Source organism: Candidatus Levibacter sp. Uisw_134_01 (assembly GCF_047717795.1).
Classification (GTDB): Bacteria; Pseudomonadota; Alphaproteobacteria; order Puniceispirillales; family Marisalimonadaceae; genus Marisalimonas.
Genome location: NZ_CP159808.1, coordinates 200,120 through 226,006, shown reverse-complemented (window position 1 = coordinate 226,006; position 25,887 = coordinate 200,120). Strand labels below are relative to the sequence as shown.

At 32.4% G+C, this 25,887-nt stretch carries 28 protein-coding genes; 12 read left to right on the top strand and 16 right to left on the bottom strand.

Annotation, left to right across the window (positions count from 1 at the left end):
* Position 1: 1 nt before the first annotated feature.
* Positions 2 to 367: a glutaredoxin family protein gene (locus ABXT66_RS01175; protein ID WP_443643841.1), complete on the bottom strand. Its 366-nt coding sequence runs from the start codon at positions 365 to 367 to the stop codon at positions 2 to 4.
* A 110-nt stretch (positions 368 to 477) separates the two neighbouring features.
* Between ABXT66_RS01175 and ABXT66_RS01170 the strand changes: the two genes are divergently transcribed.
* Together ABXT66_RS01170 and ABXT66_RS01165 are read left to right on the top strand one after the other, a co-directional pair.
* Positions 478 to 1,005: a hypothetical protein gene (locus tag ABXT66_RS01170; protein WP_443643840.1), complete on the top strand. Its 528-nt coding sequence runs from the start codon at positions 478 to 480 to the stop codon at positions 1,003 to 1,005.
* A gap of 42 nt (positions 1,006 to 1,047) precedes the next feature.
* Positions 1,048 to 1,251: a hypothetical protein gene (locus ABXT66_RS01165; RefSeq protein ID WP_443643839.1), complete on the top strand. Its 204-nt coding sequence runs from the start codon at positions 1,048 to 1,050 to the stop codon at positions 1,249 to 1,251.
* Between the two features lie 2 nt (positions 1,252 to 1,253).
* Here the strand turns inward: ABXT66_RS01165 and ABXT66_RS01160 are convergent, their stop codons facing one another.
* On the bottom strand, positions 1,254 to 1,661 hold the full coding sequence (locus tag ABXT66_RS01160; RefSeq protein ID WP_443643838.1) for a DUF6552 family protein: 408 nt from the start codon (positions 1,659 to 1,661) through the stop codon (positions 1,254 to 1,256).
* A gap of 128 nt (positions 1,662 to 1,789) precedes the next feature.
* Between ABXT66_RS01160 and ABXT66_RS01155 the strand changes: the two genes are divergently transcribed.
* Positions 1,790 to 2,281: an MOSC domain-containing protein gene (locus tag ABXT66_RS01155; protein WP_443643837.1), complete on the top strand. Its 492-nt coding sequence runs from the start codon at positions 1,790 to 1,792 to the stop codon at positions 2,279 to 2,281.
* 6 nt (positions 2,282 to 2,287) lie between these two features.
* Here ABXT66_RS01155 and chrA read toward each other — a convergent pair whose 3' ends face one another.
* Entirely contained in the window at positions 2,288 to 3,487 is a 1,200-nt protein-coding gene (gene chrA / locus ABXT66_RS01150) for a chromate efflux transporter (protein ID WP_443643836.1), read from the bottom strand.
* Between the two features lie 120 nt (positions 3,488 to 3,607).
* Between chrA and ABXT66_RS01145 the strand changes: the two genes are divergently transcribed.
* Both ABXT66_RS01145 and ABXT66_RS01140 read left to right on the top strand, forming a co-directional pair.
* A complete protein-coding gene (locus tag ABXT66_RS01145) occupies positions 3,608 to 4,057 on the top strand; it encodes a c-type cytochrome (RefSeq protein ID WP_443643835.1) in 450 nt (149 codons plus the stop codon).
* Positions 4,058 to 4,086: 29 nt separating this feature from the next.
* Positions 4,087 to 5,139 carry a zinc-dependent alcohol dehydrogenase family protein gene (locus tag ABXT66_RS01140; RefSeq protein ID WP_443643834.1) on the top strand — a complete coding sequence of 351 codons (1,053 nt, stop codon included), beginning with the start codon at positions 4,087 to 4,089 and terminating at the stop codon, positions 5,137 to 5,139.
* 3 nt (positions 5,140 to 5,142) lie between these two features.
* On the opposite strand, the gene ABXT66_RS01135 is transcribed toward ABXT66_RS01140, so the two are convergent.
* From ABXT66_RS01135 to ABXT66_RS01120, 4 genes are all read right to left on the bottom strand, one after another.
* The gene (locus tag ABXT66_RS01135; RefSeq protein ID WP_443643833.1) at positions 5,143 to 6,537 is read right to left on the bottom strand and encodes an MATE family efflux transporter; all 1,395 of its coding nucleotides are present in this window, start codon (positions 6,535 to 6,537) and stop codon (positions 5,143 to 5,145) included.
* Positions 6,538 to 6,553: 16 nt separating this feature from the next.
* Positions 6,554 to 8,311 carry an N-acyl-D-amino-acid deacylase family protein gene (locus ABXT66_RS01130; protein ID WP_443643832.1) on the bottom strand — a complete coding sequence of 586 codons (1,758 nt, stop codon included), beginning with the start codon at positions 8,309 to 8,311 and terminating at the stop codon, positions 6,554 to 6,556.
* 79 nt (positions 8,312 to 8,390) lie between these two features.
* Positions 8,391 to 9,575 carry a CaiB/BaiF CoA transferase family protein gene (locus tag ABXT66_RS01125; protein ID WP_443643831.1) on the bottom strand — a complete coding sequence of 395 codons (1,185 nt, stop codon included), beginning with the start codon at positions 9,573 to 9,575 and terminating at the stop codon, positions 8,391 to 8,393.
* Between the two features lie 22 nt (positions 9,576 to 9,597).
* Positions 9,598 to 10,530, bottom strand: a complete 933-nt coding sequence (locus ABXT66_RS01120) for a 3-hydroxyacyl-CoA dehydrogenase (RefSeq protein WP_443643830.1) — start codon at positions 10,528 to 10,530, stop codon at positions 9,598 to 9,600.
* A 138-nt stretch (positions 10,531 to 10,668) separates the two neighbouring features.
* Between ABXT66_RS01120 and ABXT66_RS01115 the strand changes: the two genes are divergently transcribed.
* Complete coding sequence (locus tag ABXT66_RS01115; protein ID WP_443643829.1) at positions 10,669 to 11,601, top strand: glutathione S-transferase family protein; 933 nt, start codon at positions 10,669 to 10,671, stop codon at positions 11,599 to 11,601.
* Between the two features lie 5 nt (positions 11,602 to 11,606).
* Here ABXT66_RS01115 and ABXT66_RS01110 read toward each other — a convergent pair whose 3' ends face one another.
* Both ABXT66_RS01110 and ABXT66_RS01105 read right to left on the bottom strand, forming a co-directional pair.
* The gene (locus ABXT66_RS01110; RefSeq protein ID WP_443643828.1) at positions 11,607 to 12,374 is read right to left on the bottom strand and encodes a gamma-glutamyl-gamma-aminobutyrate hydrolase family protein; all 768 of its coding nucleotides are present in this window, start codon (positions 12,372 to 12,374) and stop codon (positions 11,607 to 11,609) included.
* Positions 12,375 to 12,411: 37 nt separating this feature from the next.
* Positions 12,412 to 13,137, bottom strand: coding sequence for a haloacid dehalogenase type II (locus tag ABXT66_RS01105; protein WP_443643827.1), 726 nt, complete (start codon positions 13,135 to 13,137; stop codon positions 12,412 to 12,414).
* Positions 13,138 to 13,262: 125 nt separating this feature from the next.
* Between ABXT66_RS01105 and ABXT66_RS01100 the strand changes: the two genes are divergently transcribed.
* Positions 13,263 to 14,180 (top strand): DMT family transporter, encoded by a 918-nt coding sequence (locus tag ABXT66_RS01100; protein WP_443643826.1) that lies wholly within the window; start codon positions 13,263 to 13,265, stop codon positions 14,178 to 14,180.
* Positions 14,181 to 14,182: 2 nt separating this feature from the next.
* Here the strand turns inward: ABXT66_RS01100 and ABXT66_RS01095 are convergent, their stop codons facing one another.
* The 3 genes from ABXT66_RS01095 to ABXT66_RS01085 all read right to left on the bottom strand — a co-directional run bounded on the left by ABXT66_RS01095 (position 14,183) and on the right by ABXT66_RS01085 (position 16,686).
* Complete coding sequence (locus ABXT66_RS01095) at positions 14,183 to 14,917, bottom strand: SDR family oxidoreductase (RefSeq protein ID WP_443643825.1); 735 nt, start codon at positions 14,915 to 14,917, stop codon at positions 14,183 to 14,185.
* A 29-nt stretch (positions 14,918 to 14,946) separates the two neighbouring features.
* The gene (locus tag ABXT66_RS01090) at positions 14,947 to 15,966 is read right to left on the bottom strand and encodes a hydroxyacid dehydrogenase (RefSeq protein ID WP_443643824.1); all 1,020 of its coding nucleotides are present in this window, start codon (positions 15,964 to 15,966) and stop codon (positions 14,947 to 14,949) included.
* A 99-nt stretch (positions 15,967 to 16,065) separates the two neighbouring features.
* On the bottom strand, positions 16,066 to 16,686 hold the full coding sequence (locus ABXT66_RS01085) for an MSMEG_1061 family FMN-dependent PPOX-type flavoprotein (protein WP_443643823.1): 621 nt from the start codon (positions 16,684 to 16,686) through the stop codon (positions 16,066 to 16,068).
* A gap of 93 nt (positions 16,687 to 16,779) precedes the next feature.
* Between ABXT66_RS01085 and ABXT66_RS01080 the strand changes: the two genes are divergently transcribed.
* A complete protein-coding gene (locus tag ABXT66_RS01080; protein ID WP_443643822.1) occupies positions 16,780 to 17,160 on the top strand; it encodes a RidA family protein in 381 nt (126 codons plus the stop codon).
* Positions 17,161 to 17,177: 17 nt separating this feature from the next.
* The gene (locus ABXT66_RS01075) at positions 17,178 to 18,482 is read left to right on the top strand and encodes an amidase (RefSeq protein ID WP_443643821.1); all 1,305 of its coding nucleotides are present in this window, start codon (positions 17,178 to 17,180) and stop codon (positions 18,480 to 18,482) included.
* 58 nt (positions 18,483 to 18,540) lie between these two features.
* On the opposite strand, the gene ABXT66_RS01070 is transcribed toward ABXT66_RS01075, so the two are convergent.
* Together ABXT66_RS01070 and ABXT66_RS01065 are read right to left on the bottom strand one after the other, a co-directional pair.
* Positions 18,541 to 19,572 (bottom strand): TRAP transporter substrate-binding protein, encoded by a 1,032-nt coding sequence (locus ABXT66_RS01070; RefSeq protein ID WP_443643820.1) that lies wholly within the window; start codon positions 19,570 to 19,572, stop codon positions 18,541 to 18,543.
* 31 nt (positions 19,573 to 19,603) lie between these two features.
* Positions 19,604 to 19,726: a hypothetical protein gene (locus tag ABXT66_RS01065; protein ID WP_443643819.1), complete on the bottom strand. Its 123-nt coding sequence runs from the start codon at positions 19,724 to 19,726 to the stop codon at positions 19,604 to 19,606.
* A gap of 157 nt (positions 19,727 to 19,883) precedes the next feature.
* Between ABXT66_RS01065 and ABXT66_RS01060 the strand changes: the two genes are divergently transcribed.
* Positions 19,884 to 21,920, top strand: coding sequence for a TRAP transporter large permease subunit (locus ABXT66_RS01060; RefSeq protein WP_443643818.1), 2,037 nt, complete (start codon positions 19,884 to 19,886; stop codon positions 21,918 to 21,920).
* Between the two features lie 11 nt (positions 21,921 to 21,931).
* Here the strand turns inward: ABXT66_RS01060 and ABXT66_RS01055 are convergent, their stop codons facing one another.
* A complete protein-coding gene (locus ABXT66_RS01055) occupies positions 21,932 to 22,537 on the bottom strand; it encodes a YjbE family putative metal transport protein (RefSeq protein WP_443643817.1) in 606 nt (201 codons plus the stop codon).
* A 140-nt stretch (positions 22,538 to 22,677) separates the two neighbouring features.
* Here ABXT66_RS01055 and ABXT66_RS01050 point away from each other — a divergent pair, with 140 nt between their 5' ends.
* Positions 22,678 to 24,273 carry a GMC family oxidoreductase gene (locus ABXT66_RS01050; protein WP_443643816.1) on the top strand — a complete coding sequence of 532 codons (1,596 nt, stop codon included), beginning with the start codon at positions 22,678 to 22,680 and terminating at the stop codon, positions 24,271 to 24,273.
* A gap of 21 nt (positions 24,274 to 24,294) precedes the next feature.
* Positions 24,295 to 25,122, top strand: coding sequence for a methyltransferase domain-containing protein (locus ABXT66_RS01045; RefSeq protein WP_443643815.1), 828 nt, complete (start codon positions 24,295 to 24,297; stop codon positions 25,120 to 25,122).
* 3 nt (positions 25,123 to 25,125) lie between these two features.
* Here ABXT66_RS01045 and ABXT66_RS01040 read toward each other — a convergent pair whose 3' ends face one another.
* Entirely contained in the window at positions 25,126 to 25,818 is a 693-nt protein-coding gene (locus ABXT66_RS01040) for an alanyl-tRNA editing protein (protein ID WP_443643814.1), read from the bottom strand.
* Between the last annotated feature and the right edge of the window lie 69 nt (positions 25,819 to 25,887).

The following is a 25,887-nucleotide window of genomic DNA, read 5'->3' as shown; positions in this document are numbered from 1 at the left end:
CTTATATACTTTTTATTTCTTTAGAAATAAAATTAATTATTTCATTAGATTCATATATCCATTTAACTTGATTTTTTTTTGATCCCACCCTTAAACAAGGAACTTTAAGCATTCCACCATTTTGGGTTAAATCCTTTTTATGAAACTCATCTTTAGCATCAATAAATTCAATGTTAATAGATTCCTTTCTTAAGAAACGTCTAACTTTTACACAAAATGGACAAGCATAATATTGGTATAATTTATAACGATTTGTAATTGTATTTACTAAATCTTGAGACGTTTTATCCCTCAATATTGGTTTAGGAGAAAAAATAAAATCTAAAAGAATAATTAACCTTCCTAATATCCACCTTATAACCTTCATATAAAATCCTACTTATGTAATTAGTTGATTTACGTATATAATCTTATTTTGTTAAATATATTGGGATATAAGACGTAAGTAAATATAGTAATTAATTTGAGGGCATAAGAATGGTCAGAGTAATACAATCAATAATTTTTATACTTTTATTATCCAGTTGCCATCAAGGATCTTCTTACATGTCAAGATATGGTCAAAGCATTGTATTAAATCCTAGTGAGACTCAAAGTATCTCAGGTAATACTGAAACTATATCAGATCAGAAACTAACAAGTTTAATTAAACCCAACACAGAACCTAACAAAATTAAAACATTTGACCAAAATACCTTTAAAAATATAAATTTTTCTTCAACTAAATTTCTTAAGGGAAATGCAGATTGTATTAGTATTATTAGAGTAAAAGTAGGTGGCAGTCTGAGTTATGACGAGCTTATGTATGAACTTAAAAAAAGAGCACAAACTATGGGCGGTAATGCTATTGGCATACAAGATTTAAATGAGAACAAAGAGGTTACATTTACTAATCATAGAACTGAAAAGAAAAATAGTCATGATGTAATTAATACACTTATTAAAGAGACTAATCTTTTATCAAGTGTAACTGCTGATATATTTAAGTGTAGTTCAACAATTTAATTAATAAGTTGTTTAATAAAACAATAGAATTAAAATAAAATCATGAAATTTTTTATATTAATTTTATGTTTATTATTGCCTTTCTGCTTGTCATACTTAATTAAAAATACTGAACTCAATTGGTATGCCACTTCAATAATAACATTAATGTTTGGTTTGTTAGTAGCAAGTTATCTATTAAAGAATAATGAAAAAAATCAATATTCTTTAAGAAGCTTTATATTTAAAAGAAAATCAGGTAAATAATTTTAAGAAAATGTATTAACCAGGTTCATTGCTATAGCTGTACAACTTACTGCAGATCCAATCATTATTGCTCTATCACCCCATTGCATTCCAACATATATCCAGCCAACACAACTAACCACATAGGCAATCTGTCCATATAGTGTTAATGAAGCACTAATGAGGAAAATACCTGCAACTGCTAGTAGCATTGAAAGCCATTTTACATACCAATCGGTCGTTCCAGTAGGAGTAGTAGGTTTAATTTCATCATATTCAGTTTGAAGTTCTTCTAATTCTTGCTTTAATCTTTTCTTTTCATGAGATAGCTCCATAGCTAATCTTCCAGCTTTTGTCATAGTACTACCAGTAAGGTTAGGATTGGTCTCGTTACTCTGATCTGAAACTAAAGTTACATTTTTATCTTCCATGATTTTAACCCACAAAATGTTTAATTTCCTTCCTATTATATGATTTGTAGTTTTTGTCAAAAAATATTTTACAATGATTTAAAATAATTTAAGCTTTATTTATTTTTTCATTATGGAAGGTATAAATAATGCGCTGGGAAAGTGGTTATTTACTACATATTCACATAGCTCCTATCGCTACGGCAAATATGGTTGAATTAAATGAGGCTGAATTAGTTGCGGGTAAGGGTATTGTTAATGACCGGTATTATAATGAAAATGGAACATACTCAAAAATCCCTGACATAAGAGATGTTACCCTTATTGAAAATGAAGTGTTAGAGGCACTAGCTTCTAATCAACCACCTCTTCAAGACAAACAAATAATTTTAAAACCAGTAGAGCATAGAAGAAACCTCACAACATCAGGGGTTCCACTTAATTATTTAGTAGGTAAAAAATTCCAAATAGGAGAAGTTATTTTAAAAGGCGGAAGATTAAATTTCCCATGCAAATATTTAGCAGATCTCTTGCAAAAGCCTCTTGTTTTACCACTCTATAACAGATCAGGTCTGAACTGTTCAGTGGAAAGAGGTGGTATAATTAAGAAAGGTGATAAGATTATTCAAGTTGAAGATTAAAAATAGTTATAATGTTATAGCCCAACCAGAAACAGACAATATTAAAACTGCCAACCATTGAGGCGTTTTCGTAAAAAATAAAATTATAAATGCTAAGATGACTAAAGTAACATCATTCAAGTTTTTTAAAGAAGATAATATTATTGGATCATATAAAACAGCAACTAACAAACCTATAACACTAGCATTTACCCCTTTTAAGAACCTACTGAACAGATTAACTTCCCTTAACTTTTGCCAGAATGGCAAAGTGCCTATGACTAGCAAAAAAGATGGAAGAAAAATGAAAAATAAACAAAATATACTTAATAGTATTTTATTAATGCCACTTTTTAAAAACATCCCTAAATAAGAAGAAAACGTAAATAATGGACCAGGTATAGCTTGAGATGCACCGTAACCTGCTAAGAAAACATGTTCTTTAATAATACCTGAGGTAACAAATTCCTCTTGGAGTAACGGCAAAACTACATGCCCACCGCCAAAAACCAAAGAGCCAATTCTATAAAAACTATTTGCTATTTTTAATAGATCAGAGTCAAAAAAATCCTCTATTACTGGTAGAAAAATCAATAATGAAAAAAACAAAATTAAAGCAGAATAATTAAGAAAATTAATCTTTGACAAATTTATTTTTTTTTCCTTAATTTCATTTTGATCTTTATAGAAAATTACTCCAAATATGCCACTCATAATCAAACATAAAAATTGATTTAATGACGAAGGGAACAGAATTAAAAGGATAGAAGTTATAATTGTTAAAAAATATCCATAATAATCTTTCAACAAGTTTTTCTTCATCCCGAGTATTGCTTGAAAGACAATAACAACAACTATTGCCTTTAATCCCTGAATAATTCCATAAGAAATTGAATTTTCAAAATTTAAAATAGTGTATGCAAATGCAATTAAAATTAATGCAGAAGGTGTGGTAAAACCAATCCAGGCTAATACTGCACCTTTAAAACCTTTGAAATAATATCCAATAGACATGCCTACTTGACTAGATGAGGGACCAGGTAAAAAATTACATAAAGATACAAAATCTATATATGTTTTTTCATCTAACCATTTTTTTTGTTTAACAAAAACATTTCTAAAATACCCAATATGTGCAACTGGACCTCCAAACGATGTTAATCCAAGTAAGAAAAATGAATATAAAATATCCATGTTACTTACTTTTTTTCTGCCTATATTCTGCAATAATAAATGTCCTAATAAAGCACCGATAATTTATTTAAAATTTACAAAAAATTTTTAATTACTTAATTCTAAAATAGTTTTAAGCTAACTTACATTAATAAATGATATAGGTGTTAGTTAATGAAAATTAAAAAATTAATAAGTTTTATAAACATTTTCTTATTTTGTATCTTACTTTCAACAGCCAATACATTTGCAGTCGAAGGAGCAAAAGGCATAATTAAAGAACGGATGGATAAATTTAAGGAAAGTAAACAATTAATGAAAAAAATTAATGTTGGTCTCCAGAATGATAATTTTAAAGTCATTGAAGAATCGGCCCAAATGCTTCTGCTATGGAGCAAAGAAATGCCTAAATTTTTTCCTAAAGGCAGTAATATTTCGCCTTCAGAGGCATCATCTGACATATGGTTAAATCCAGAAGGTTTTAATGAAGCTATAAAAAACTTTGAACTAGCTTCTTTAGATCTAATCAACCAATCAAATACTAATGACAGAGACAAGACAATCAACGCATTTCGTAATTTAGCTGGTACTTGTAAGGGCTGTCACCAAAAATTTCGTAATTAGAAATAATTATTTATTAAGGAGTATTCAACATGAAAGGTATCGTTTTTTTAGGTAATAAAAAACTAGAATTACAAAACTTTGACGATCCTACTCCAGGTCCAGATGACGTTATTTTAGAGATACAAGCTTCAGGAATGTGCGGAAGTGATTTAAAATTTTATCGAGCAAATGCAGGCCCTTCTTCTTTGGGACTTGGTGGTGATGATAAACCTGTAATTGCGGGCCATGAGCCTTGTGGAATTATTGTAGAAATTGGATCAAACGTTCCAAAAAATTTATTTTATAAAGGCATGCGTGTTATGCAACATCATTACCAAGGATGTGGAACTTGCGTACATTGCTCAACTGGATGGCAACAATTATGTGATGAAGGTGTCAAAGCTGTTTTTGGGGTTACCGGCCACGGCGCTCATGCTAAATATATGAAATGTCCTGTAAGTACAATTGTTCCATTAAGAGATGATATTTCTTTTATTGCTGGGGCGGCTATCTCTTGTGGTACGGGCACAGCATGGGGAGCTCTGGATAGATTAGATTTAAGAGCAAGTCAAACTATTGCTATATTTGGAATGGGTCCAGTTGGTCTGTCTGCGGTAATGCTAGCTCATAGAATGGGAGCTAAAGTTATTGCACTTGATACAAATATTAAAAGACTAGATAGGTCTCTTGAATTTGGAGCAGATATAGCAATCAACCCTGAAAAAAGCGATGACGTTTTAAAAGAAATTAAAGATCTTACAAATGGTCTTGGAGTACATGCTTCAATTGATGCATCATCCTCACCTGTCGCAAGGTCAAACTCAGTTAAATGTGTTAGGACTTGGGGCAAAGCGTGCTTTGTTGGAGAAGGCGGAGATGTTACATTAGATGTAAGTAATGATCTCTTAAGAAGACAAGTTACATTAATAGGTAGTTGGACTTTTTCAAAACATGGACAGGCGGAATGTGCAAACTTTGTCGCCGAAAAAAATGTTAATGTTGACAAGCTATTTACACATACTTGGTCACTTGATAACGCTAAAGAGGCTTATGAACTTTTTGATCTTCAATCTGATGGGAAAGGTGTGTTTGTTCCGAGCTAGATCTTAATTATAATATTTTTTCCATGGGCCAAAATGAAGACTTGTACTTATAAATAATCCATAAATGATTAGACCTGATGACATGATAATAAATATTGATTGAGGGTTACTAATTTCTAAGTAAAATAGAATTAATGTCATCACAACAACAAAAACTAGTCTTATTAGAGTACCAATCACAGGCCAAAACAGTGTATTAAAAGCTTGGCATGTAAAGTATAAACCTAAGCCTAATGCAAAGAACACATAAAATGGCGCAACTATTTTCAAATATCTATTTGAAGCTTCTCTTATTACAAAAATATCAGTAAAACTATCTGACCAAAAATGTGGGAAAATAGAAAAAAATAAGCCAATAGTACCCACAATAAGAACAGAAAAAAATGTCCCCTTCCAGGCCATCCTTACTGCCCTTGAATACTTTTTAGCTCCCACATTTGCTCCAACAATTGCAATTAGAGCTCCACCAACTCCAAAAATTACAGGTATAAGTAATAATTCTAACCTTATTGCAATGCCAAAGGCAGCAGTCCAATTTGTTCCAAACATACTTATTACGGTTGTACAAAAAATTGCCAACGCAATAGTCATAATGGATTGACAACTTGCTAAAGACCCAGATTTTATAAGATTTAATATTCCAATGAATTTTAAAAAATCTTTTGTCTTGAATGAGAAAGAATGCTTTCCAAAAAAATAAAAACTACAAACAAACAAAACACCTATTAAATAACCCATCAACAATGATATTACTGACCATTCTAATGACGTAAAAACATACACACCTAGCAAATTAATACTATCTATTAAGATAATCATACCATCTTTATACTCAAAATTTAAGCTGGCAATCATAACATGTGAAATTAAAACAATGGACCAACTGATGGCTGGTATTATTGTATTTCCAGATCCTCTTGTTATAGCAATAATAATATTAAAAAACCAAATCAAGATTATTCCGCTTAGAAGAATGTTGCCATAAGTTAAAGCCGAAAAAGTAACTTCTTTATTTATTTCAAAAAACTCAAAAAATATTTCTGCAAAAGTAAAAAAAATGGCCATCATTATAATAGAGCCTATAAAAGCAATCACAATAGCAGATCTAAAAACACACTCTGCCTGAAAAATATCTCTGCTCCCAAATGCTCTTGCTGTAGCACCGCTGACCGCCCCTCCAAATGCTCCATTGGAGAGCATACTGGTAAGCATATAAATTGGAAAAATATACGCAACACCAGCTAATTGAAGGACACCTATTTGGCCAACATACCAAAGATCAAAGATAACCGTTAATGAAGCAATAAGAGTTGAATAAAGATTTGGGATAGCTAGTTTAAAAAAAATTTTAGAAAAAGGTAATTCTGTTAAACTGTTTGAAAATTTTAAATCACTCAAATTTTAGCTTTCAAAACTAATTTGCAAACTCATGTGTTTGTTTGATATCTTTTACCGATTTGACAAGTGAGCCTGGTCTTTCAGTTGTAGATTTACCATTTTGATACGTTATTTTTCCTGATACTATTGTAGCCACATAACCTTGAGTATGTTGCATTAGCCTTTTACCTCCTGCTGGCAAATCTTGAGTCATAAAAGGGTCTGATGATCCAACATTTTCCCAATCTATTATATTAATGTCTGCTTTCAAACCTACCTTAAGGTAACCTCTATCTTGTAAACCTGCTGCTAAAGCTGTGTCAGAAGTAAGACGTCTAATTGTCTCTTCCATAGAGAAAACTTTCTTTTTTACTGACCAATATGAAATAAGCCATGTAGGATAACCAGCATCTAAAATAAAACCAACATGAGCACCACCGTCACCCAATCCCATAATAGCATTTTTGTCCTCAAGCATTTTTTGGCACACACCAAAAGTATGATCAGCATAATTTACTAGAGGGGCATAAATAAAGTTATTACCTTCATTCTCAAGAAGTATATCGTAGGCTAGTTCCGCTGATGAAACATCACTAACTTTTGCTAATGATTCAATTGAGTGTTCAGGTTTTGGATTATAATTTGGTGGAGAGCCAAATCTATACATCTGGGAATACCCAATTCTATTGATTAAAGGAAATGTACTACCTGTGATTGGATCTTCTGACAGAATTTTATTTTTAATATCCTGTTTCTTCATTTCTTTAACTCTTTGGTTAAGAGGTAAATCTGCAATAGATTTATAAGTATCAGTTCCAGAGAAAGGGTTTTGGCTTCCATTTAAACCCAAAAGCAAACCAATAGGCCTAGGTGTTACTACAGGTCTAATAGGCAAACCTTCTGTCTGAGCTTGTCTAGCCATAGACATTAAATCTTCCCAAAATTCTGGTCTGTCATGTCTCTGCGTACAGCTAAATACAACAGGTCTTCCTGATTTTTTGACTATTCTTTTAAGAACCTCAAATTCGGTTTCAGGATCTGGTTCATTCCAGTCTGACACTATTTCCATAAAACCTGATCCAGCATCTGATAGTCCCATTGCTATAGCTGTCAACTCATCTTCATGAGCTCTCAGAGTTGGAGTAAACTCCCCCTTTAAACTTTTATGACTTATAGTTCTAGATGTTGAAAACCCAAATGCTCCTGCCTCTACAGCCTCTTTAGCAAGTTTTCTCATTTGATCCATATCACTCTGATTGGCTGCTTCGTGTTTAATAGCCCTCTCACCCATTACGTAAACTCTTAATGCGGCATGAGGTAGAAGAGCACAAACGTCGATATCTAGATTGTTTCTCTCAAGTGCCTCTACATATTCTTTAAAAGTTTCCCATTGCCAGTCTAATCCTTCATGCATAACTGGAGCTGGAATATCTTCAACACCTTCCATTAATTCAACCAACTTAACCCTATCCTCAGGTTTACAAGGAGCAAAACCAACCCCACAATTACCCATAACTACCGTGGTTACCCCATGAATAGAAGAAGGTTTTAGCTGACTATCCCAAATAGCTTGTCCATCGTAATGAGTATGAATGTCAACAAAACCAGGAGAAACTATTAAATTATTAGCATCAATTTCTTTGTCTGCCTTACCGCTAAACTTTCCAACCGCTGCTATTATACCATCCTTTACAGCTATATCTCCAGTCTTTGGCGTATTTCCAGTTCCGTCAACAAGTGTACCATTTTTTATAATTAAATCGTAATCTGTACTTGCTCTGTTTAAACCATCCATAAGAAGATCCCCCATAAAACAATATTTTGTTCTTTAAATATTTCGATGTCAATAATTGATTTAATATCTAATTTATTCACTAACTAATAATATTTTTCTTTCTTAGCTGTTCAATTTGTGAAGGTGTTATTCCGATTTCTTTTAAAATATCATTAGTATTTTCACCTACTGTAGGCGCAGAAGTTTTAACTTTTCCAGGAGTTTTACTTAATCTTGGAAATGCTTGATGCATTAATATATTTCCAAGTTCTTCATGAGAGTGATTAATTAAAATTTCTCTATCAATAACATATGGATGTTTAATAATTTCTGATATATCAAGCACAGGACCAACAGTAATGCCTTCTCTAGAAAATATTTCTAATAAATCGTCTCTATTATATCTTTTTATAAATTGAGAAATAACATCATCTAAATCATCCTGATTATTCATCCTATCAGAATTAGTTTTAAATCTCTTGTCATTAATTAATTCTTTACCATCAATAGTAATAGCAAGTTTTTCCCACATAGATTGCATTGAAGCAGAAAGCGAAACAAATTTATTATCTTTGGTTTCATAAATTCCTCTTGGAGCTGCCACATTACTTCTATTACCCATTCTAGGAGGAACTTGATCTGAAATTTGATAGCTAGCTGCCCAGGGGCCTAATATTGAAAAAAGTGGTTCAAAGAGTGATAAATCTATAACCTGACCTCCTATGTCATCTCTTTTGTTGACAAGTATCGCCATTAAAATAGCTCCAAAACCAGTTAAACCAGCAACCATATCAGCTAAGGCTAGAGGTGGAAGAAGAGGCCCTTTCCCTTCCTCACCATTCATAGAGGCAAATCCACTCATTCCCTCAACTAAAGAGCCAAAACCTGGTGCATCTTTATATAAACCAGTTTGCCCCCACCCAGAAATTCTTAGAATAATTATATCTTTGTTTAATTTTATTAACTCTTTGGGTCCAATTCCCCATTTTTCTAAAGTGCCTGGAATAAAATTTTCAATAAATACATCTGCACTTTTTACTAATTCTTTTAAAAGATTTAACCCTTCATTATTCTTTAAATTAAGTGCCAAACTTCTTTTATTTCTAGAATAAACAGCCCACCAATGAGATATATCGTTGATTTGCCAGTTTCTAAGATCATCACCTTGTCCTGGCTTTTCAATTTTTATAACGTCAGCTCCAAAGTCAGCAAACATATGACTAACCATATTGCCTGCTGCTAATCTTGATAAATCTAAAACTTTAATATTTTCTAATGGTAACAAAATTTCAAAAACCTTTTAATGATTAAACTTCACCATTTTCTATCTTTACTTTTCTAAGTGACTTTAGAAGTAAGTTTCTTTTTTTCGTTCGCCCCTCTAATTGATTTTCCGGCAAAATTTTCCTTCTCTCAATTTCAAGCTTCTCTCCCATTTTATCCGACCAATCTGGGACTTCAGTTTGATTTTTAGCCATTTCTGTATAAATGGAACCATATCTAGACATATAATCTCTAATGCCTCCGGGGGCATTTAAATCAATAGTCTCAAATGGTCCCATAAAAGCCCATCTTAATCCTAATCCATCTCTAATAGTAGCGTCAATTTCGTCTGAATTGGCGTAACCTTCAGAATATAGTCTCATAGCCTCATTTAATAATGCACCCTGAAGTCTGTTTAAAATAAAACCATCAATCTCCTTTTTAACATTAACGATTGATGAACCAGAATTATTAAAAATTTCTTTTGCCTTTTCTATAGTTTTCTCTGAAGTATTGGGTCCTGGACAAATTTCAACACAAGGGATTAGATGAGGCGGATTAGCTGGATGTGCAATTATACATCTATGCTGCCCTTTTAAATTTTGTGTTATTTTTGAAATTGGCATTGCTGATGAAGATGACCCAATTACAACGTGTTCAGGAGATAGATTGTCTAGCCTTGCAAATAACTCTTGTTTTACAGATAATATTTCTGGAGCACTTTCTTGAATATAGTCAGCCTTACTACATAATTCTTCAATTGATACATTTGTAGATATCCTATCTAGGCTTTCTTCAATATTTATATTCTTATCAATACTTTTTAACTCTTCTAGAAAAAGCTTAACCCTCTTAATGTAAGTTTTAAAAACAGTTGGGTGTGAATCATAAACATAAACGTTAAAACCGCTTTTAGAAAAAATAGCAGCCCAACTAGCACCTATTAAACCACCTCCTATTACACCAACATTCGTCATCATTATTTCCTTTAATTAATTTGTTCAAAAACTGATGTTTATTTATAGATTAAGTACACTTGTAATATAAATTATTTTTTATTTAATTTTTAAAAGCATGATAAGATTATTATTTATATATAATTTTAAGGTAATTAAATGGGTCAATTAGTTGATGGTATATGGACAAAAGGTTCAGTTTCAAGCAATGATGAAAGCGGAAGTTTCAAGAGATTAGAAAGTGTTTTTAGACATAATATCAGTGACGATGATGATAAGTATATACCTGAGACTAATCGATATCATTTATATGTGAGCTATGCCTGCCCTTGGGCTCATAGGACACTTATCTTTCGTAAATTAAAAAAACTAGAGAGCCATATCTCAGTTGACTATATTCACCCAGATATGCTTGATATGGGCTGGTCTTTCGAAACAAACTTTCCTGATACAACAGGAGACACTATTCACAATAAAAAATACGCTCATGAAATTTACCAAATTTCAGATAAAATGGTATCTACAAAAGCTACTGTTCCAATTTTGTGGGATAAAAAAACAAATACAATCGTTAACAACGAGTCATCTGAAATTATTAGGATAATGAACCAATCTTTTAATAAAATTTCTAAAAACTATGATGATTATTATCCTGTTAATCTACGAGCTGAAATTGATGATATAAATGATATTATCTATAAAAATATTAATAATGGAGTTTATAAAACAGGGTTTTCAAGAACGCAGTCCTCATATGATGATGCGGTTCAAAAACTATTTTCTTCACTAGATATGATTGAAAATAAGTTGGAAGAGCAGGATTATTTAGTAGCTAATATGCTAACTGAAGCCGATATCAGATTTGTACCCACTTTGTTAAGGTTTGATAGTGTTTATTATGTGCATTTTAAATGCAGTCTAAAAAAAATAAGCGAATTTAAAAATATAAGTCGATATCTTAAAAAATTATTTGAAATTGACGCTATAAGATCCACAACTAATTTTGAACATATAAAACGCCACTATTATTTTTCTCATGAACATATTAATCCACATAGAATAATACCTATTGGTCCAGAAAATTTATTTTGAAAACATTATTGTTTAATAGCATAATCTAGACAAGCCTTGCCAAACTCTCTAAATAAACATCTATTAAGATCATTTTTTTCAGGTTCATATTCAGCATGCCACTGAACACCTAATGCAAATGAAGGATGTTCTGGAATACTTAAAGCTTCAACTATTCCATCATCAGATATTGCTTCAATTTTTAAGTTATCCGCTATTTTATCAACAGCTTGACCATGAAGAGAATTAACAAGACAACTATCACTATTTATCAATTCTGAAAAATAACCACCTTTAGAAAAGTCAATTCTATGCTTTAAAGTAAAAATTTCTTTGACTGTTACATCATCACCTCTTGGCATTCGGTGATCCTTTTTATCTGGTAGAAGATGAACTCGGTAATGAAGCGTACCTCCATAAGCAACATTCATTTCTTGAATGCCTCTACATATACCAAAAATTGGCATCCCTAGATTTACACATTTAGGTATTATTTTTAATACTATCTCATCTCTGCCTACGTCTATTGGTTCATCAGAAGGAAATGGATTTCCACCAAAATGATGTGGTTCAACGTTTGCTCTACCTCCAGTTAAAACCAAACCATCAATTTTAGAAAGCAGTTGGTCTAAATCTTCATCATTTATATATGAAGGTATTAATATTGGTATTCCATCAGTAAATTTTTTAACAGCCTCAACATACCTCAATCCTGTAGAGTGAGAAACTTGTCTTCCATTAAAATTTGTAATCTCGTTTGTAGATATTCCAATTAACGGTTTAGTAGAAGCCATAATGAATAGAGAACTTTCTGATTTTTATATATTATTTTTAACATCCCAATTGATTAGCTAAATCATGAAAATCAGCTGAAACAATATCCCAATATCTATAACCTTTATAATCATCTACTTCAGCAAGATCAAATAACTTCTCTCTACCGTATTCAAAAGGTCTATGAACATAAGCTGTTTTCATACCTTGGAGGCTAGCGGCTTTTAAATCATCATCATGAGCCGCAACCATTAAACATTCTGTAGTTTTTAAATTTAATGCACTGCATGCTTTTTGGTAAGCTTCTGGTTCAGGTTTGTAATGGCCGACAACCTCAGCACCTAATATCACATCCCAATTTAAACTAGAATACTTTGCCATATTAACCATCAAAGCAATATTACCATTAGACTGCGTTGCCAAAATAAATTTTTTCTTTAATTTATTTAATCCTTCACTACTGTCTGGCCAACCAGGTAGCCTATGCCAAGCTGTAACTAGAAAGTTATATTCTTCATTACTAAGGTTATCCAAGTTGAATCTTGGAGCAATTTTTTTAAGATTTTCTAGATGAAGTTTATCTAAAATAGTGAAACCTCTTCTACCTTGCCTAATTTCTTCCATAGCAGGTTGATACTCAGCTCTCCAAGCGTCAGCAAAATCATTTGGATTTATAGATATATTATGTTTATCTGCAATTATTTTGACGTCTTTGGCAATCCCAGTTCTCCAATCAACCACCGTTCCAAAAACATCAAATAAAAGAGCTTTAACTTTAAACATTTTGCCTGCTGTCTGTTAATATGTTAATTAATATAAGCCTCCATATTAGTAATTTTTATATTTTTTTAAATATTTAAATTGAAATATATTCTTTATCAAAATTTTAGAGTATCAAATTAAATTTTATGACTAACAAAACAAATAATCTTTCTAAAATATTGACACCTTCTGTATTAGCAGTTTTATTTATGGTTTTGTCAGGTATTTTTGCTACTTCGATGCACTGTCTAATTCGTTTTGCAACTGAAGAAAATCATCCTTTTGAGGTAGCGTTTTTTAGAACAATATTTGTATTATTAATTTTCTTACCATTTGTAGTTAAAAATGGATTTAAAACATTAAAACCTAATAATGTTAAGCTTCAATCATATAGAGCTATAATAGGAAGTGTAGCTATGCTTTGTATGTTTTATGGATTAAGTATCACTGAGCTTGCTAAAGCAACAGCATTAATGTTTACTGTTCCTATATTTGCAACCATACTAGCCATTATTTTTTTAAAAGAAGTGGTGGGTATTCGAAGATGGAGCGCCATGCTTATTGGTTTTTTTGGCGCTCTTATTGTTCTAAGACCAGATATTGAATTAGGCTTTGGCCCATTACTAATACTTTGTGGTTCTTTGATGTGGTCATCGTCAGTACTGATGGCAAAAAAATTAACACAAACTGATAGCACATTAAGTATAACTTTTTGGCAAGCAGCAGGATTAATCCCGGCTACATTTATTCTTGCAACTCAAGTATGGCAATGGCCAAACCTAGACCAATTAATAATGTTTTTATTAATAGCCATTGCTGGAACTTTGACACATTGGTTTTTAAATGAAGCCTTAAAAAGAGCTGAAATTTCAGCTCTTCTTCCTTTAGACTATTTGAGGTTAATTTGGTCGGTTTCACTAGGCCTTATATTTTTTAACGAGATACCTCCAGCAGGTTTGTGGTTTGGAGCAGCATTAATTTTAGGAGCATCAACCTATATTGGTGTAAGACAAGCAAAAAAGAAGAAAGATGAATTAAATACAAACACAAATATTAGTATTTAAAATTATCTTCCTCCAGAAACAGGAACAATTGAGCCTGAAATATAGCTAGACTGTTCAGAAAGCAACCACATTACCGTTTGTGCAACTTCTTCTGCCCCGCCAACCCTTCCTAATGGGACAGACGGCATTAATCTATCAACTCTTGATGCATCTCCAGCTTTAGCATGTATTTCGGTATCAATTAAACCTGGAGCAACTGCGTTAACTCTTATTCCATGTTTACCCAATTCTTTAGCCATTCCATAAGTTAAGGAATGAATAGCCCCTTTAGACATTGCATAATGGATAAACTCTCCTCCTCCACCAATATCAGCTGCTATTGATGACATATTTACAATTGCACCATATTTTTGATTTATCATTATCTTTGCAGTTTCTTGAGCAACAAAAAATGCTCCTGAAACATTAGTATCTATTAATAACTTTAAATCTGCTGGATCCAAATCTTGAATAGGAGATATAGGTCCTGTAATACCCGCATTATTAAAGACACCATCGAGAGTTCCAGATTTATCTATAAACTTCTCAAACATATCTTTAACGGCTATATTGTCAGCTACGTCACATTTTAAAATAATTCCATCACCACCGTGTGACTTCACAGCTTCCAAACAACTCTCAGCTGCATCTAAGTTTTTGCTATAATTGATACCAACAAATGATTTCTTTTTTGCGGCTTCAATCGCTGTAGCTCTTCCAATACCTTGACTTGCGCCTGTTATTAAAATGTTTGTCATTGCGTTTTCCTCTATATAAAAAGTATTTGTTATATTTTTTTAAATTTGTTCTTAAAAATATCTATTATCTCAGAATTTACTGGTCTTGCTGGATCCTTCCCATCAAAAATATCCAAAAGCTGGGTTGCTACAAATGCAGACATTTTATTACGACTATCTTTAGTTACACCTGCTGTATGAGGACTAGCTATTACATTTTCTAATTTAAGTAATTTATGCTTTGGTGATGGCGGCTCATAATCCCATACATCTAGCCCTGCACCAGCTAAATGTCCTTGAGTTAAAGACTCATATAAATCATCTTCATTGTGAATTGATCCTCTTGCAGTAGTTACAAAATAACTACCTTTTTTCATTTTTTTAAACCAATTTTTATTAATCATATTTTTTGTTTCTTTATTTAATGGTACGTGAACAGAAATCACGTCACTTTTCATTAATAAATCACTTAATTCTGTTTTACTGGCATATTTTGTATCAAATAAACTATCTTTTATATATGGATCATAAGCTAATATTTCGCAGTTAAATGCTAATTTACATATTTCAGCGACCCTACTACCAGTATTACCTAAACCAATTATTCCAACTGTTTTATTTAAAAGATCTCTTCCCATTAAATTAGTTCTAGGTTCATCCCAGCCTCTTCTTAACGCATGATCAGATTCACCAATCCTTTTAAATAAATTTAGAATCATAGCCACTGCATGTTCTGCAACACCTTCAGCGTTTCCTCCTGTTTGATTTACTACTAAAACACCAGCATCTGTGCACGCAGATACATCAATTGTGTCATATCCTGCACCAGATGAGGATACTAAGATTAAATTAGGAGTTTTTTTTAAAAACTTTTTATCAACTTGTAAATATTTTGGAACTTCATCTCTAGCTGCCCCAACTTGGTATGCATCAGCAGTTCTTAAAATTGAGAAACATTTTTCTTCACTATCTGAACTGTTAATTTTAATAACATCTACTTTTTTTTGATCGTGAAGGATGTCTAAACCATTTTGAGCTGGCAAGGTATCTAAATAGACAATTTTAGGCATTTTTTTCTCTGCTAATAATTTTATTGATAATTATATGATATTCATTTTTATTATTGATGCAAAGCAAATGAAGATTGATTTTTTTGAATTATAATTTTTTTAACCAAATTCTATAATTTGTTTTTTGTACCTTTTGTCTTCTTGCTCATGATTTTGTTCATCATCTTCTGAGTTTAATTGATCATTAATAATCTTGCTTATTGTAGGAAAATCTGTCTGAGATAAATATTTACTATGATCCCAAAATGACGACCTCATGAGTGCCTTAGCACAATGCATAAAAATTTCTTCAATATTTATAATTATACAAGTTTTAGGAATGTTATTATTAATTTTAAATTGAGCTCTGATTTCTAGGCTATCTTCTATGAATGCATTACCGTTAATTCTTAAGACCGTATTTATGCCAGGAATAAAAAATAAGGTACCAACCGATGGATCAAAAATAATATTTTCAAGAGTATCCAGCCTATTATTACCTGATCTATCTGGGATAATAATAGTTTTATCATCCTGTATTTTAACAAAACCGACACTATCTCCTCGTGGGGAAACATCAGCACGTCCATTTTTACCTTTAGAGGATATCACAACAAAAGGAGACAAGTTTATGAAATTTTTAGAATGTTTTTCTAAGCTATTTATTACCTTTAAAGCAGCTCTACCTTTTGAATAATTATAGATACTCCTAAGTTGTTCTATATTGCTAACCACACCCATTTTTTAAAAAATCCCTTTTATAAATTCATTTTTAAATTAAACTTTATTTTAAAGGAATATGCCATATTTATATTTAACTTATAGGAGACTATTATGATTAATAGAATTTTAATTCCTGATATACTACAACCAGTAAGTCATTATTGTCATGCTGTTGAAGCTCATGGTATTATTTGGGTTTCTGGATTAGTAGGTATGAACTTTGACGGTACTATTCCAGAAAATACTAAAGAACAATTTGATATTGCAATGAAAGATTTAAATACTTGTCTAGTGGCGGCTGGAGGCTCTTCTTCAGATGTTGTTAAAGTTAGAGTGTTCTTAACAGACATTAACGATAGAACTATTATTAATCCAAAAAGAATCGAGTATTTTGGAGAACATAAGCCTGCTTCTACCTTACTTGAAATTTCTGCTTTGGTAGATCCCCGAATGAAGGTTGAAATTGAAGCTGAAGCTGTAATAATAAAATAATAATTTAGGGTATAATAATGAATCTTATAAAAATAAGTGCCGTCAATGCATTAGAAATGATGAAAAGAGGGGAACTAACTTCCGAAGAATATGTTAATGCTTTTTTAGAACACATAAAAGCTCGTGAATTGGAAGTAGGGGCCTGGATCTTTTTAGACCCTAAACTTGCACTTGAACAAGCTAGGCGTGCAGACAAAAGATGGAAAGAAAAGACCCCTGGTATATTAAATGGCCTTCCAATAGGCATAAAGGATATTATTGACACAAAAGATATGCCAACAGAAAACGGATCTCTTATACATAAAGGTAGAAGGCCGTCTGAAGATGCGTATCTAGTTAAACTACTCAGAGATGCTGGTGCTGTCATTATGGGAAAATGCGTTACTACAGAATTTGCTTTATCTGCACCGGGAAAAACTAAAAATCCTAAAGACTTGGAGTGTACCCCTGGAGGTTCATCGTCAGGTTCAGCTGCGGCTGTTTCAGATTATATGATCCCACTAGCTATTGGCTCTCAAACAGGTGGATCCGTTTTGAGACCGGCTTCGTTTACCGGCGTTTTAGGACTTAAGCCTACTTTTGGAACAATATCAAGATCTGGAATTTCACCAATTTCTGAAAGGTTAGATCATCCTGGTATATATGCAAATTCTACCGATGACATAAAATTAGTTGCTTCAGTTATTTTGTCTTATGACAAAAAAGATTTAGATATGGACAGCAACTATAATTTCAAAACAAAAAGTAAAATTAAAAGCCCACTTAAATTTGCATTTGTTAAAGGACCAGTATGGGGTTCTGGTGATGAAGACATGAAAGAAGCAATCCAAAAATATGTTAATGATACTCATTTAGATGTTACTTCTATAGAGCTTGGAGATGATTTTAAAGAAGCAGCAAAATGTCATGAAATTATTATGAATGGATCAATTTCAAAGTCATTGGGGAGTTATTACAAAACAAATAAATCAAAGCTTCATCCATTTACATTAAATAGAATTGAAGCCGGCATATCAGTTTCAGCAAAGAGTTATATTGAAGCAATTGAAAAGGCAAAAAAAATGAAGCAAGCTTTAAGTGAAATCTTTGAAAAGTTTGATGCTATCATTACGCCAGCGGCACCAGGTCAAGCTCCAAGAGATCTTTTGAATACTGGAAATGCTATATTTAACGGTTATTGGACTATGTTGGGCGCGCCTGCAATTAGCTTACCTCTTTTAAAAGGAAAAGATGATTTACCAATTGGGGTTCAGATTATAACTTCCTGGAATAAAGAGGCTGAATTACTGGATATCTCAAATATAATATTAAGTCAGACATAAAAAAAAACTTGCTGAAATTTCTTTCAGCAAGTTTAAATTTAATTAAAAATTTTTGAGTTTAAAGCATTCCCATTTTCTTCATGAAAGCTAACTGTGAATTAAGAGCTTCTCTAGCTAAAGGACTCTTCTTAGCATAGTTTTCCCAAGCACCAACTGAGATCTTACGAAACTTATCTCTTTCTTCTTGTGCCCAATCAACTACAGTAATATCACCACCAGCTTTATGCTTAGCAACTAATTCTTTATCCTCAATGTCAGCAGCTCTTCTCATTTCAGTATAAGCGGCAATATACCAAGTTTCTAGAGCAACTTGATTATCTTTTGATAACTTATTAAATAGCTTCTTATTCATTATAAATTGAAGATTAGCCATTGAGTGAATACCAGGATAAATTGGAAATTTTGCAATTTTATGCATTCCAGAAGCGTTATTGTTTACATAAGCAGATGCATCTGCCGCATCAACAATACCTTTTTCTAGAGAAGTATAAACTTCTGAGAAAGGAATTGAAGATGGTGAAGCACCAACAAGTCTAAAAACTTCTGCAGCTAGACCTTCAGGTGATCTGATTTTAACGCCTTTAAGACCTGCAACAGTCGTAATCTTATTTTTTGAAACTAATGCTTCTCTAGAGTATGGGCTACATCCAATAACGTGAATTTTACCTGAGGTTACTTTCAAAGTATCATACATTTTCTGAAGTATCTCTTTACCACCACCATGCATACAATATGTTTGAAGTTGCTCAGGAGTATCCCAACCAGCGATCAAATCACCAATCATTGCAAATGCAGGATCTCTTCCTGCAAAATAAGAGATGGCATTTAAGTCACCATCTAAAATACCATTAGCAACAGCGTCAATTGTCTCTCTGTGAGGAACAACAGCTTTAGTTGGTAATACAGTTATAGATAGTGCACCACCTGTCATTGCTTTAAGACGAGGTGCATAATTTTCAGTCATAAATAAATGAGCCCAGTCCCCTGATTTAGAACTTGCTTGCACTTTTATGTTTTTAGCATTTACATCAGACACCATTATAGATGCTGCAACTGCAATCCCTAATATACCTGTTAATTTAGTTTTCATTCAAAACTCCTACTTAAGTTAATTAATAAACTTACATAAATCCATCGGCAATTGAAAACATTGCATAAATAATAAGTGCACCTAAAATAAATCCACCTATCCAGCCCCAAGGGCCATAATGCTGAACGTGATCATTTCTTCCTTCATTTTGCATAAGTTCCTCCCATAAATAATAATCATGAAGAAAAACTTTATACATATCAACTAATTTCTAAAAAAATATTTAAAATCGAAACAATATAATTTTTTCCTTTACCTAATTTTTAAAATATTAGAGTATCATCCATATTTAATTAATTTCGGGGGAAATAATGGACATTAACAAACCTTTAAATTCGGATACTTTTCCTCCTACTGTTGATAAACTTAATTTTGTAGATCACATCAGTAAATTTTTAGGACTAGCTGTCTCCCAGCTATATCTTCTTTGCGCATTAATAACATGTTATGAAGTAATATCACGATATGTCTTTGATGCACCAACACAATGGGCTTTTGAAGCTGTAATGGTTTTGTGCGCATCTGCATGGATGTTGTCTGCAGGTTACATCACACTTCATAAACGGCATATTGGAATTACTGTTATTTACATCATGGTAGATAAAGCTAAACAATGGTATTTGGACCTTTTTGCTTATGTAATAGGTGTAATAGCCTTGTGGATGTTTGTTGATGATACTCTTGTAAGAGCAATAGAATCCGTAATGATGGTTGAAAGAGCTGGCACTGCTTGGAATTCACCCCAACCTCTAATACTAAAAACAATGTTAGTTGTAGGAGCTATAGTATATTTAACTCAACTTTTGGTAAACCTTTACAGACATTTTGACTCTAAAGTAGCAAAAAATATAATTTCTGGCATTGCCGCTTTTATTATTTTCAGAATAATCTTAGTATTTTTTGAACATGCCTTTGAGTTAAAGGGGGTTATAGCAATCAACGAGCATCTTAGCTCTATAGCAGCTTATTTAGAGCCAACTAAATATATAGATATAAGAGATATAGGCATTAAATGGGCAAGTATACTTATAGTTGGGCTAATGATTTTATTGATGACGACTGGGATGCCTCTTGGGATTGTAACATTATTTGTATCTATATTAAGTGCACTATTCTATTTTGGGTTTAATGGATTATATCTAGTTTCAACAAATGCGTTTGGGCTCTTAGAGGCTTATCCTCTTATAGCCGTTCCATTGTTCGTTTTAATGGCTTCTATATTAGAAAAAGCTGGAGTAGCTGAAGATCTTTTTGATGCTATGCAAATTTTTGCAGGTAAACTTCGTGGTGGTGTTGCAATTCAAACAATTGTTGTTGCTGTTATTCTTGCTGCAATGTCAGGTGTTATGGGTGGAGAGATTGTTATGCTTGGATTAGTAGCACTTCCTCAAATGATGCGTCTCGGATATAATAGAAAATTGGCTATTGGCGTTGTGTGTGCATCAGGTGCATTGGCTACTCTTATTCCTCCAAGTATTATTATGATCGTATATGGTTTATCAGCAAATGTTGCGATTGGCGACCTCTTTATGGCTGGTGCTGTCCCAGGTCTAATGCTCGCTACTTTTTATGCTATTTTTACTCTTATCAGATGTTATATAAATCCGTCTCTTGCCCCTAACGCTGAAGAAGTAGCTGCAGCTCGTGGAAAAGAAATGAAATTAAATAAAGAGAAAAAATCCGCTGTAATGATGTGTGTATTTTTAATCTTTTGTGTGATGGGATCCATTTATGCTGGAATAGCGTCTGTTACTGAAGCTGCAGCAGTTGGTGTTGTTGGAGCAATTATTGTGGCTTTCGTTAGAAACTCTTTTAGCTGGAACCTTTTGCAAAAAGCTCTTGCAGGAACAATGTCGACTGTTGGAACAATAGTCTGGCTAATATTAGGTGCTGTAGCTTTTGTTGGCATATATAACCTAATTGGTGGTGCAGATTTTATGAGATCTTTATTCACCGGACTTGGTCTTTCACCATTAGCCGTTGTTGCTTTAATGATGCTTATATTAGTTATATTAGGTACATTTATGGAATGGATAGCAATTGCTTTTATAACAGTTCCAGTATTTGCGCCAGTCGTTGTCGGCATGGCTCCTGAACTTGGATTAGACCCTGCTTGGGCAGCTGTATGGTTTGGTGTATTGTTTGTTATGAATATACAAATTTATTTCTTGTCTCCACCTTTTGGCCCAGCATGTTTTTGGTTAAAATCTGTAGCTCCTCCTGAGATAGAGTTACAAGAAATCTTTATGGCTGTATTGCCTTTCATTGGATTACAGATAATTGGCATGATGTTAGTATTGTTTATTCCAGATATAGCTCTGTGGTTTCCTAAGATGTTATCTGGATAAAAAAAGAATTTTTAAGCAATAACTATAAATGGTGCAAGCTGTAGCCAACCGTCAAAAGTCATAGTAGCTGACAAGTAGATTAGAAACGCTAAGCCCAAGTAAGATAACCATTTAAATCTTATCAATAACTTAACGATGGCGGTTGCAAATACCGCCATTATTAATATAGCAAAAGCAATACCTAATATTAATAGAGTTTTATTATCTCTGGCTATGGCTGTTATAGCTATAACATTATCTAAAGACATAGAAACATCAGCTATAATAATAGTTGTTAAGGCAGCTTTCATACCTTTGCCAGACAAGTCAACTCCAGAAGTATGATCATCCTTTTTTTCAGACGAGAATTCTTTAATATCTTTATAAAAATTCCAGCATACCCAAAATAAAAGAAGGCCACCTAATAATAACAGTCCTGGAACACTTATTAAATAAGAAGCAACTAAAGCAAATAAAATACGTAAAATTGCAGCAGCCATTAAACCAATAAAAATTACTTTTTTTCTATTTTTCTCTGGAACTGTTGCAGCCGCCATTCCAATAATAAGCGCATTGTCACCTGATAATACAATATCGGCTATTATTATTTGTGATACATCTAAAAATAACTCTAACAAATTTATTTTCCTTAAATTTGATATTTCTTAACACTGTTTAATTTATTTATCAATTAGCTGAACAACTAAATTTAATTCCTTTTTAATTTGATCATGAAATATAAATGTCTAATATGGTCATCTAGAAACAAGGGAAAAAAATGAGTAATAATTATGACTATATTATAGTTGGAGCTGGTTCAGCCGGTTGCGCTGTAGCAAATAGATTATCTAAAAACCCTCAAAATAATGTTTTATTAATAGAAGCTGGTAGAGCATCTCATCCAGTAACAAGACTTCCTGCAAGTTTTGCTCTCTTAATTGATAATCCACTAGCAAATTGGAGGTATAGATCTGAACCAGAAGAGAGCACAGGAGACAGAGAAATACCTATACCAAGAGGAAAATTACTTGGAGGGTCAAGTGCTATAAATGGCTTGGTATATGTTAGAGGTAATAAGTTAGATTATGACACATGGGCTCAAATGGGCAATACTGGCTGGTCATACGATGACGTTTTGCCTTTTTTTAAGAAAATGGAAAATTACCAAGGCGAACTTTCAGAAATAAGAGGAGGAGACGGCCCTCTTAAAGTTTCTGAAGTAACCGATAGAAATCCAATATATGATGGTTTATTTAAAGCAGCTCAAGAAAACAACATTCCAGTTAACAAAGATTATAATGGTGATGATCAAGAAGGCATCAGTTACACACAAACGACAATTTACAAAGGTGAGAGAATGAGTGCAAAGGTAGCATATTTATCACCAATTAAATCGAGAAAAAACCTAACCATTATCACTAATTCGCTGGTAACAAAATTATTATTTGACGGCAAGCAATGTGTTGGGGCAGAGGTTAAAAATAAAAATAAAATAATACAATATAGCGCCGCTAAAGAAGTTATTTTATGCGGAGGAGCAATTAATTCCCCTCAAGTTTTAGAATTGTCAGGCATTGGTGATCGTTCAATTTTAGAAAGTAAAGGAATTGAACTAATTCATGAACTAAAAGGTGTGGGAGAAAATTTAAGAGATCATCTTGGACCTAGATTGGTTTATAATATTACAAAACCAGGCATAGCATATAATGACAAAGCCAGAGGCGTTAATTTAATCAAGCAAGTATTTAAATATGTATTCCAAAGAGATGGTTTTTTAACCCTTCCATCAGCACCAGTCATTGGTTTTTTTAAAACTAGAAAAGAATTGGCCGTGCCAGATATTCAAGTACATTTTATTCCATACAAAGTAGTTTTAAATAATGGGAAAAGAACATTAGGCAAAGAACCAGGAATTACATGTACAGTCAATCAAAACTTACCTGAAAGTAAGGGAAGCATTCATATTAAATCCACTAACCCTGAAGAATACCCAAGTATTAAGTATAATTTTCTATCTAACCAGTTAGACAAAGATACACTTATAGCTGGAGTTAAATTAATTAGGAAACTGATGCAATCAGAAGCAATGAAAGAGTTTTGTGATAAAGAAATACAGCCTGGGTACGAGTTTTCTTCTGATGATCATATATTAGATTTCATTAAAAATAAGGCTGAAACTCTTTATCATCCCTCTGGAACTTGTAAAATGGGTTTTGATCAAAATGCTGTAGTTGATAAAAACTTAAAGGTACATGGAATTAAAGGACTTCGCGTTGCAGATGCATCTATTATGCCGACGTTAGTTTCTGGAAATACTAATGCGGTTTGTATGATGATTGGAGAACGCTGCGCAGATTTCATCATTAACGGTTAAAAAAAGATGGTTTATTTCTAAATGGTTAATGAAGAAGATGTAGAAGTATTTTGGACTAGAGGTGATATACACTCTAGAGTCCATTTAGCTATGACAAAAGCTAATTTAGTTGATAAAAAGCTGGAAATTGAAGAATTATTTCCCATAGACCAATATCACGCACGAGGAATAGCTGCCACTGTTGACCTTGGCAATAGGATGCCTATTAAAAAAAATCAAAGTATCTTAGATATTGGCTGCGGCCTTGGGGGGCCAGCTAGATATTACGCAAAAGAATTTGAATGTATTATTACGGGAATTGATATCACCCCAAGCTTTGTTGAAATAGGCAATGAATTTAATAAAATCACTTCAATGTCAAATAAAGTTGAACTCAAAGTTGGAAATGGCGAAATTTTAGATTTTCAAAATGAAACTTTTGATGGTGCTTACTCTCAACACGTTACAATGAATATTTCTGAGAGAGAAAAATTCTTTTCTGAAGCTTTTAGAGTTCTAAAAAAAGGTGGGTTCTTTGCTTTTACTGAACATGGCTTAGGTGTAAAAGGAAATCCTATATTCCCGTTACCATGGGCAGACACTGAAAAAATGAGTTTTTTATTACCACCTAAAGAAACAATGTTTTTATTAAAAAAAGTAGGCTTTTCAAATATTGAAATTATTGAAACAGGCGATAAATATATTTCAGGTTATGAAAAGCTAACTAATCCTTCCCCAAAAAAAGAAAAACCCATTTTAGGTATTCATGTTATTGGTGGAGAAAGCATGAAAGAACGATCAGTGAATTCTATGAAATCTATAAAAGAAAATAGGACCTTGCCCTTTGAGGTGGTTTGTAAAAAACAATAATACTTATAGATTAACAATTATTCTTTTGTTCATTTTGCCTTTATTTTCTATTTTAATCGAACTTACAGAAGGAATTTCTGAAGTTCGATTTACATGAGTTCCTCCACAGGGCTGATAATCAACATTATCTCCAATACAGATCATTCTAATTTCTCCGGATCCCCTTGGTGGTTTAACAGACATAGTTCTAACTAAGTCCGGATTGTCATCTAACTCAGAATCTTTTATTGAAGAAATACTAACGTCATAATTTTTTAGAATTAATTGATTTAATTTATCTAATAGTTCTTCTTTATTAGGTTTTGTTTCAAGGTCAAAATCTAATCTTCCTCTTTTATAGCCTATTGAACCTCCTGTTACTGGATAGGGTATTAAAGAGCATAATAAATGAAGACAGGTATGAACTTGCATATAACTATACCTTTTAGTCCAATCTAAAATAATTTTTATATTATCGCCTTCTTTTAATTGATCATATTTTTCAGTTAAATGAACTAATTCACGATTAATATATTTTGTCCCAATTATATTTATAGTCTTATTTCCTAAATTTAATTCACCTTCGTCCCCCGGTTGTCCTCCACCTTCTGGGTAAAAAATTGTTTCATCAAAAACTAACCCTTCAGGTAAAATCTTTACTACTTTTGAACTATGTTCTTTTAAATATGAATTGTTCCTAAATAACTCGATTGTCATTTCATCTCCATTAATATAACTTAAACTTTAGTAACAAATCTCAAAACAAAATGTTATAAAAAAATAATT

Bases quoted from the DNA above. Each gene is read 5' to 3' on its own strand.
- ABXT66_RS01085 (WP_443643823.1), bottom strand. From the start codon at position 16,686: ATGGGTGTGGTTAGCAATATAGAACAACTTAGGAGTATCTATAATTAT.
- ABXT66_RS01115 (WP_443643829.1), top strand. From the start codon at position 10,669: ATGGGTCAATTAGTTGATGGTATATGGACAAAAGGTTCAGTTTCAAGC.
- ABXT66_RS01165 (WP_443643839.1), top strand. From the start codon at position 1,048: ATGAAATTTTTTATATTAATTTTATGTTTATTATTGCCTTTCTGCTTG.
- ABXT66_RS01175 (WP_443643841.1), bottom strand. From the start codon at position 367: ATGAAGGTTATAAGGTGGATATTAGGAAGGTTAATTATTCTTTTAGAT.
- ABXT66_RS01050 (WP_443643816.1), top strand. From the start codon at position 22,678: ATGAGTAATAATTATGACTATATTATAGTTGGAGCTGGTTCAGCCGGT.
- ABXT66_RS01060 (WP_443643818.1), top strand. From the start codon at position 19,884: ATGGACATTAACAAACCTTTAAATTCGGATACTTTTCCTCCTACTGTT.
- ABXT66_RS01145 (WP_443643835.1), top strand. From the start codon at position 3,608: ATGAAAATTAAAAAATTAATAAGTTTTATAAACATTTTCTTATTTTGT.
- ABXT66_RS01095 (WP_443643825.1), bottom strand. From the start codon at position 14,917: ATGACAAACATTTTAATAACAGGCGCAAGTCAAGGTATTGGAAGAGCT.
- ABXT66_RS01110 (WP_443643828.1), bottom strand. From the start codon at position 12,374: ATGGCTTCTACTAAACCGTTAATTGGAATATCTACAAACGAGATTACA.
- ABXT66_RS01140 (WP_443643834.1), top strand. From the start codon at position 4,087: ATGAAAGGTATCGTTTTTTTAGGTAATAAAAAACTAGAATTACAAAAC.
- ABXT66_RS01045 (WP_443643815.1), top strand. From the start codon at position 24,295: ATGGTTAATGAAGAAGATGTAGAAGTATTTTGGACTAGAGGTGATATA.
- ABXT66_RS01040 (WP_443643814.1), bottom strand. From the start codon at position 25,818: ATGACAATCGAGTTATTTAGGAACAATTCATATTTAAAAGAACATAGT.
- ABXT66_RS01155 (WP_443643837.1), top strand. From the start codon at position 1,790: ATGCGCTGGGAAAGTGGTTATTTACTACATATTCACATAGCTCCTATC.
- ABXT66_RS01130 (WP_443643832.1), bottom strand. From the start codon at position 8,311: ATGGATGGTTTAAACAGAGCAAGTACAGATTACGATTTAATTATAAAA.
- ABXT66_RS01105 (WP_443643827.1), bottom strand. From the start codon at position 13,137: ATGTTTAAAGTTAAAGCTCTTTTATTTGATGTTTTTGGAACGGTGGTT.
- ABXT66_RS01080 (WP_443643822.1), top strand. From the start codon at position 16,780: ATGATTAATAGAATTTTAATTCCTGATATACTACAACCAGTAAGTCAT.
- ABXT66_RS01065 (WP_443643819.1), bottom strand. From the start codon at position 19,726: ATGCAAAATGAAGGAAGAAATGATCACGTTCAGCATTATGGCCCTTGG.
- ABXT66_RS01090 (WP_443643824.1), bottom strand. From the start codon at position 15,966: ATGCCTAAAATTGTCTATTTAGATACCTTGCCAGCTCAAAATGGTTTA.
- ABXT66_RS01160 (WP_443643838.1), bottom strand. From the start codon at position 1,661: ATGGAAGATAAAAATGTAACTTTAGTTTCAGATCAGAGTAACGAGACC.
- ABXT66_RS01100 (WP_443643826.1), top strand. From the start codon at position 13,263: ATGACTAACAAAACAAATAATCTTTCTAAAATATTGACACCTTCTGTA.
- ABXT66_RS01070 (WP_443643820.1), bottom strand. From the start codon at position 19,572: ATGAAAACTAAATTAACAGGTATATTAGGGATTGCAGTTGCAGCATCT.
- ABXT66_RS01120 (WP_443643830.1), bottom strand. From the start codon at position 10,530: ATGACGAATGTTGGTGTAATAGGAGGTGGTTTAATAGGTGCTAGTTGG.
- ABXT66_RS01075 (WP_443643821.1), top strand. From the start codon at position 17,178: ATGAATCTTATAAAAATAAGTGCCGTCAATGCATTAGAAATGATGAAA.
- ABXT66_RS01170 (WP_443643840.1), top strand. From the start codon at position 478: ATGGTCAGAGTAATACAATCAATAATTTTTATACTTTTATTATCCAGT.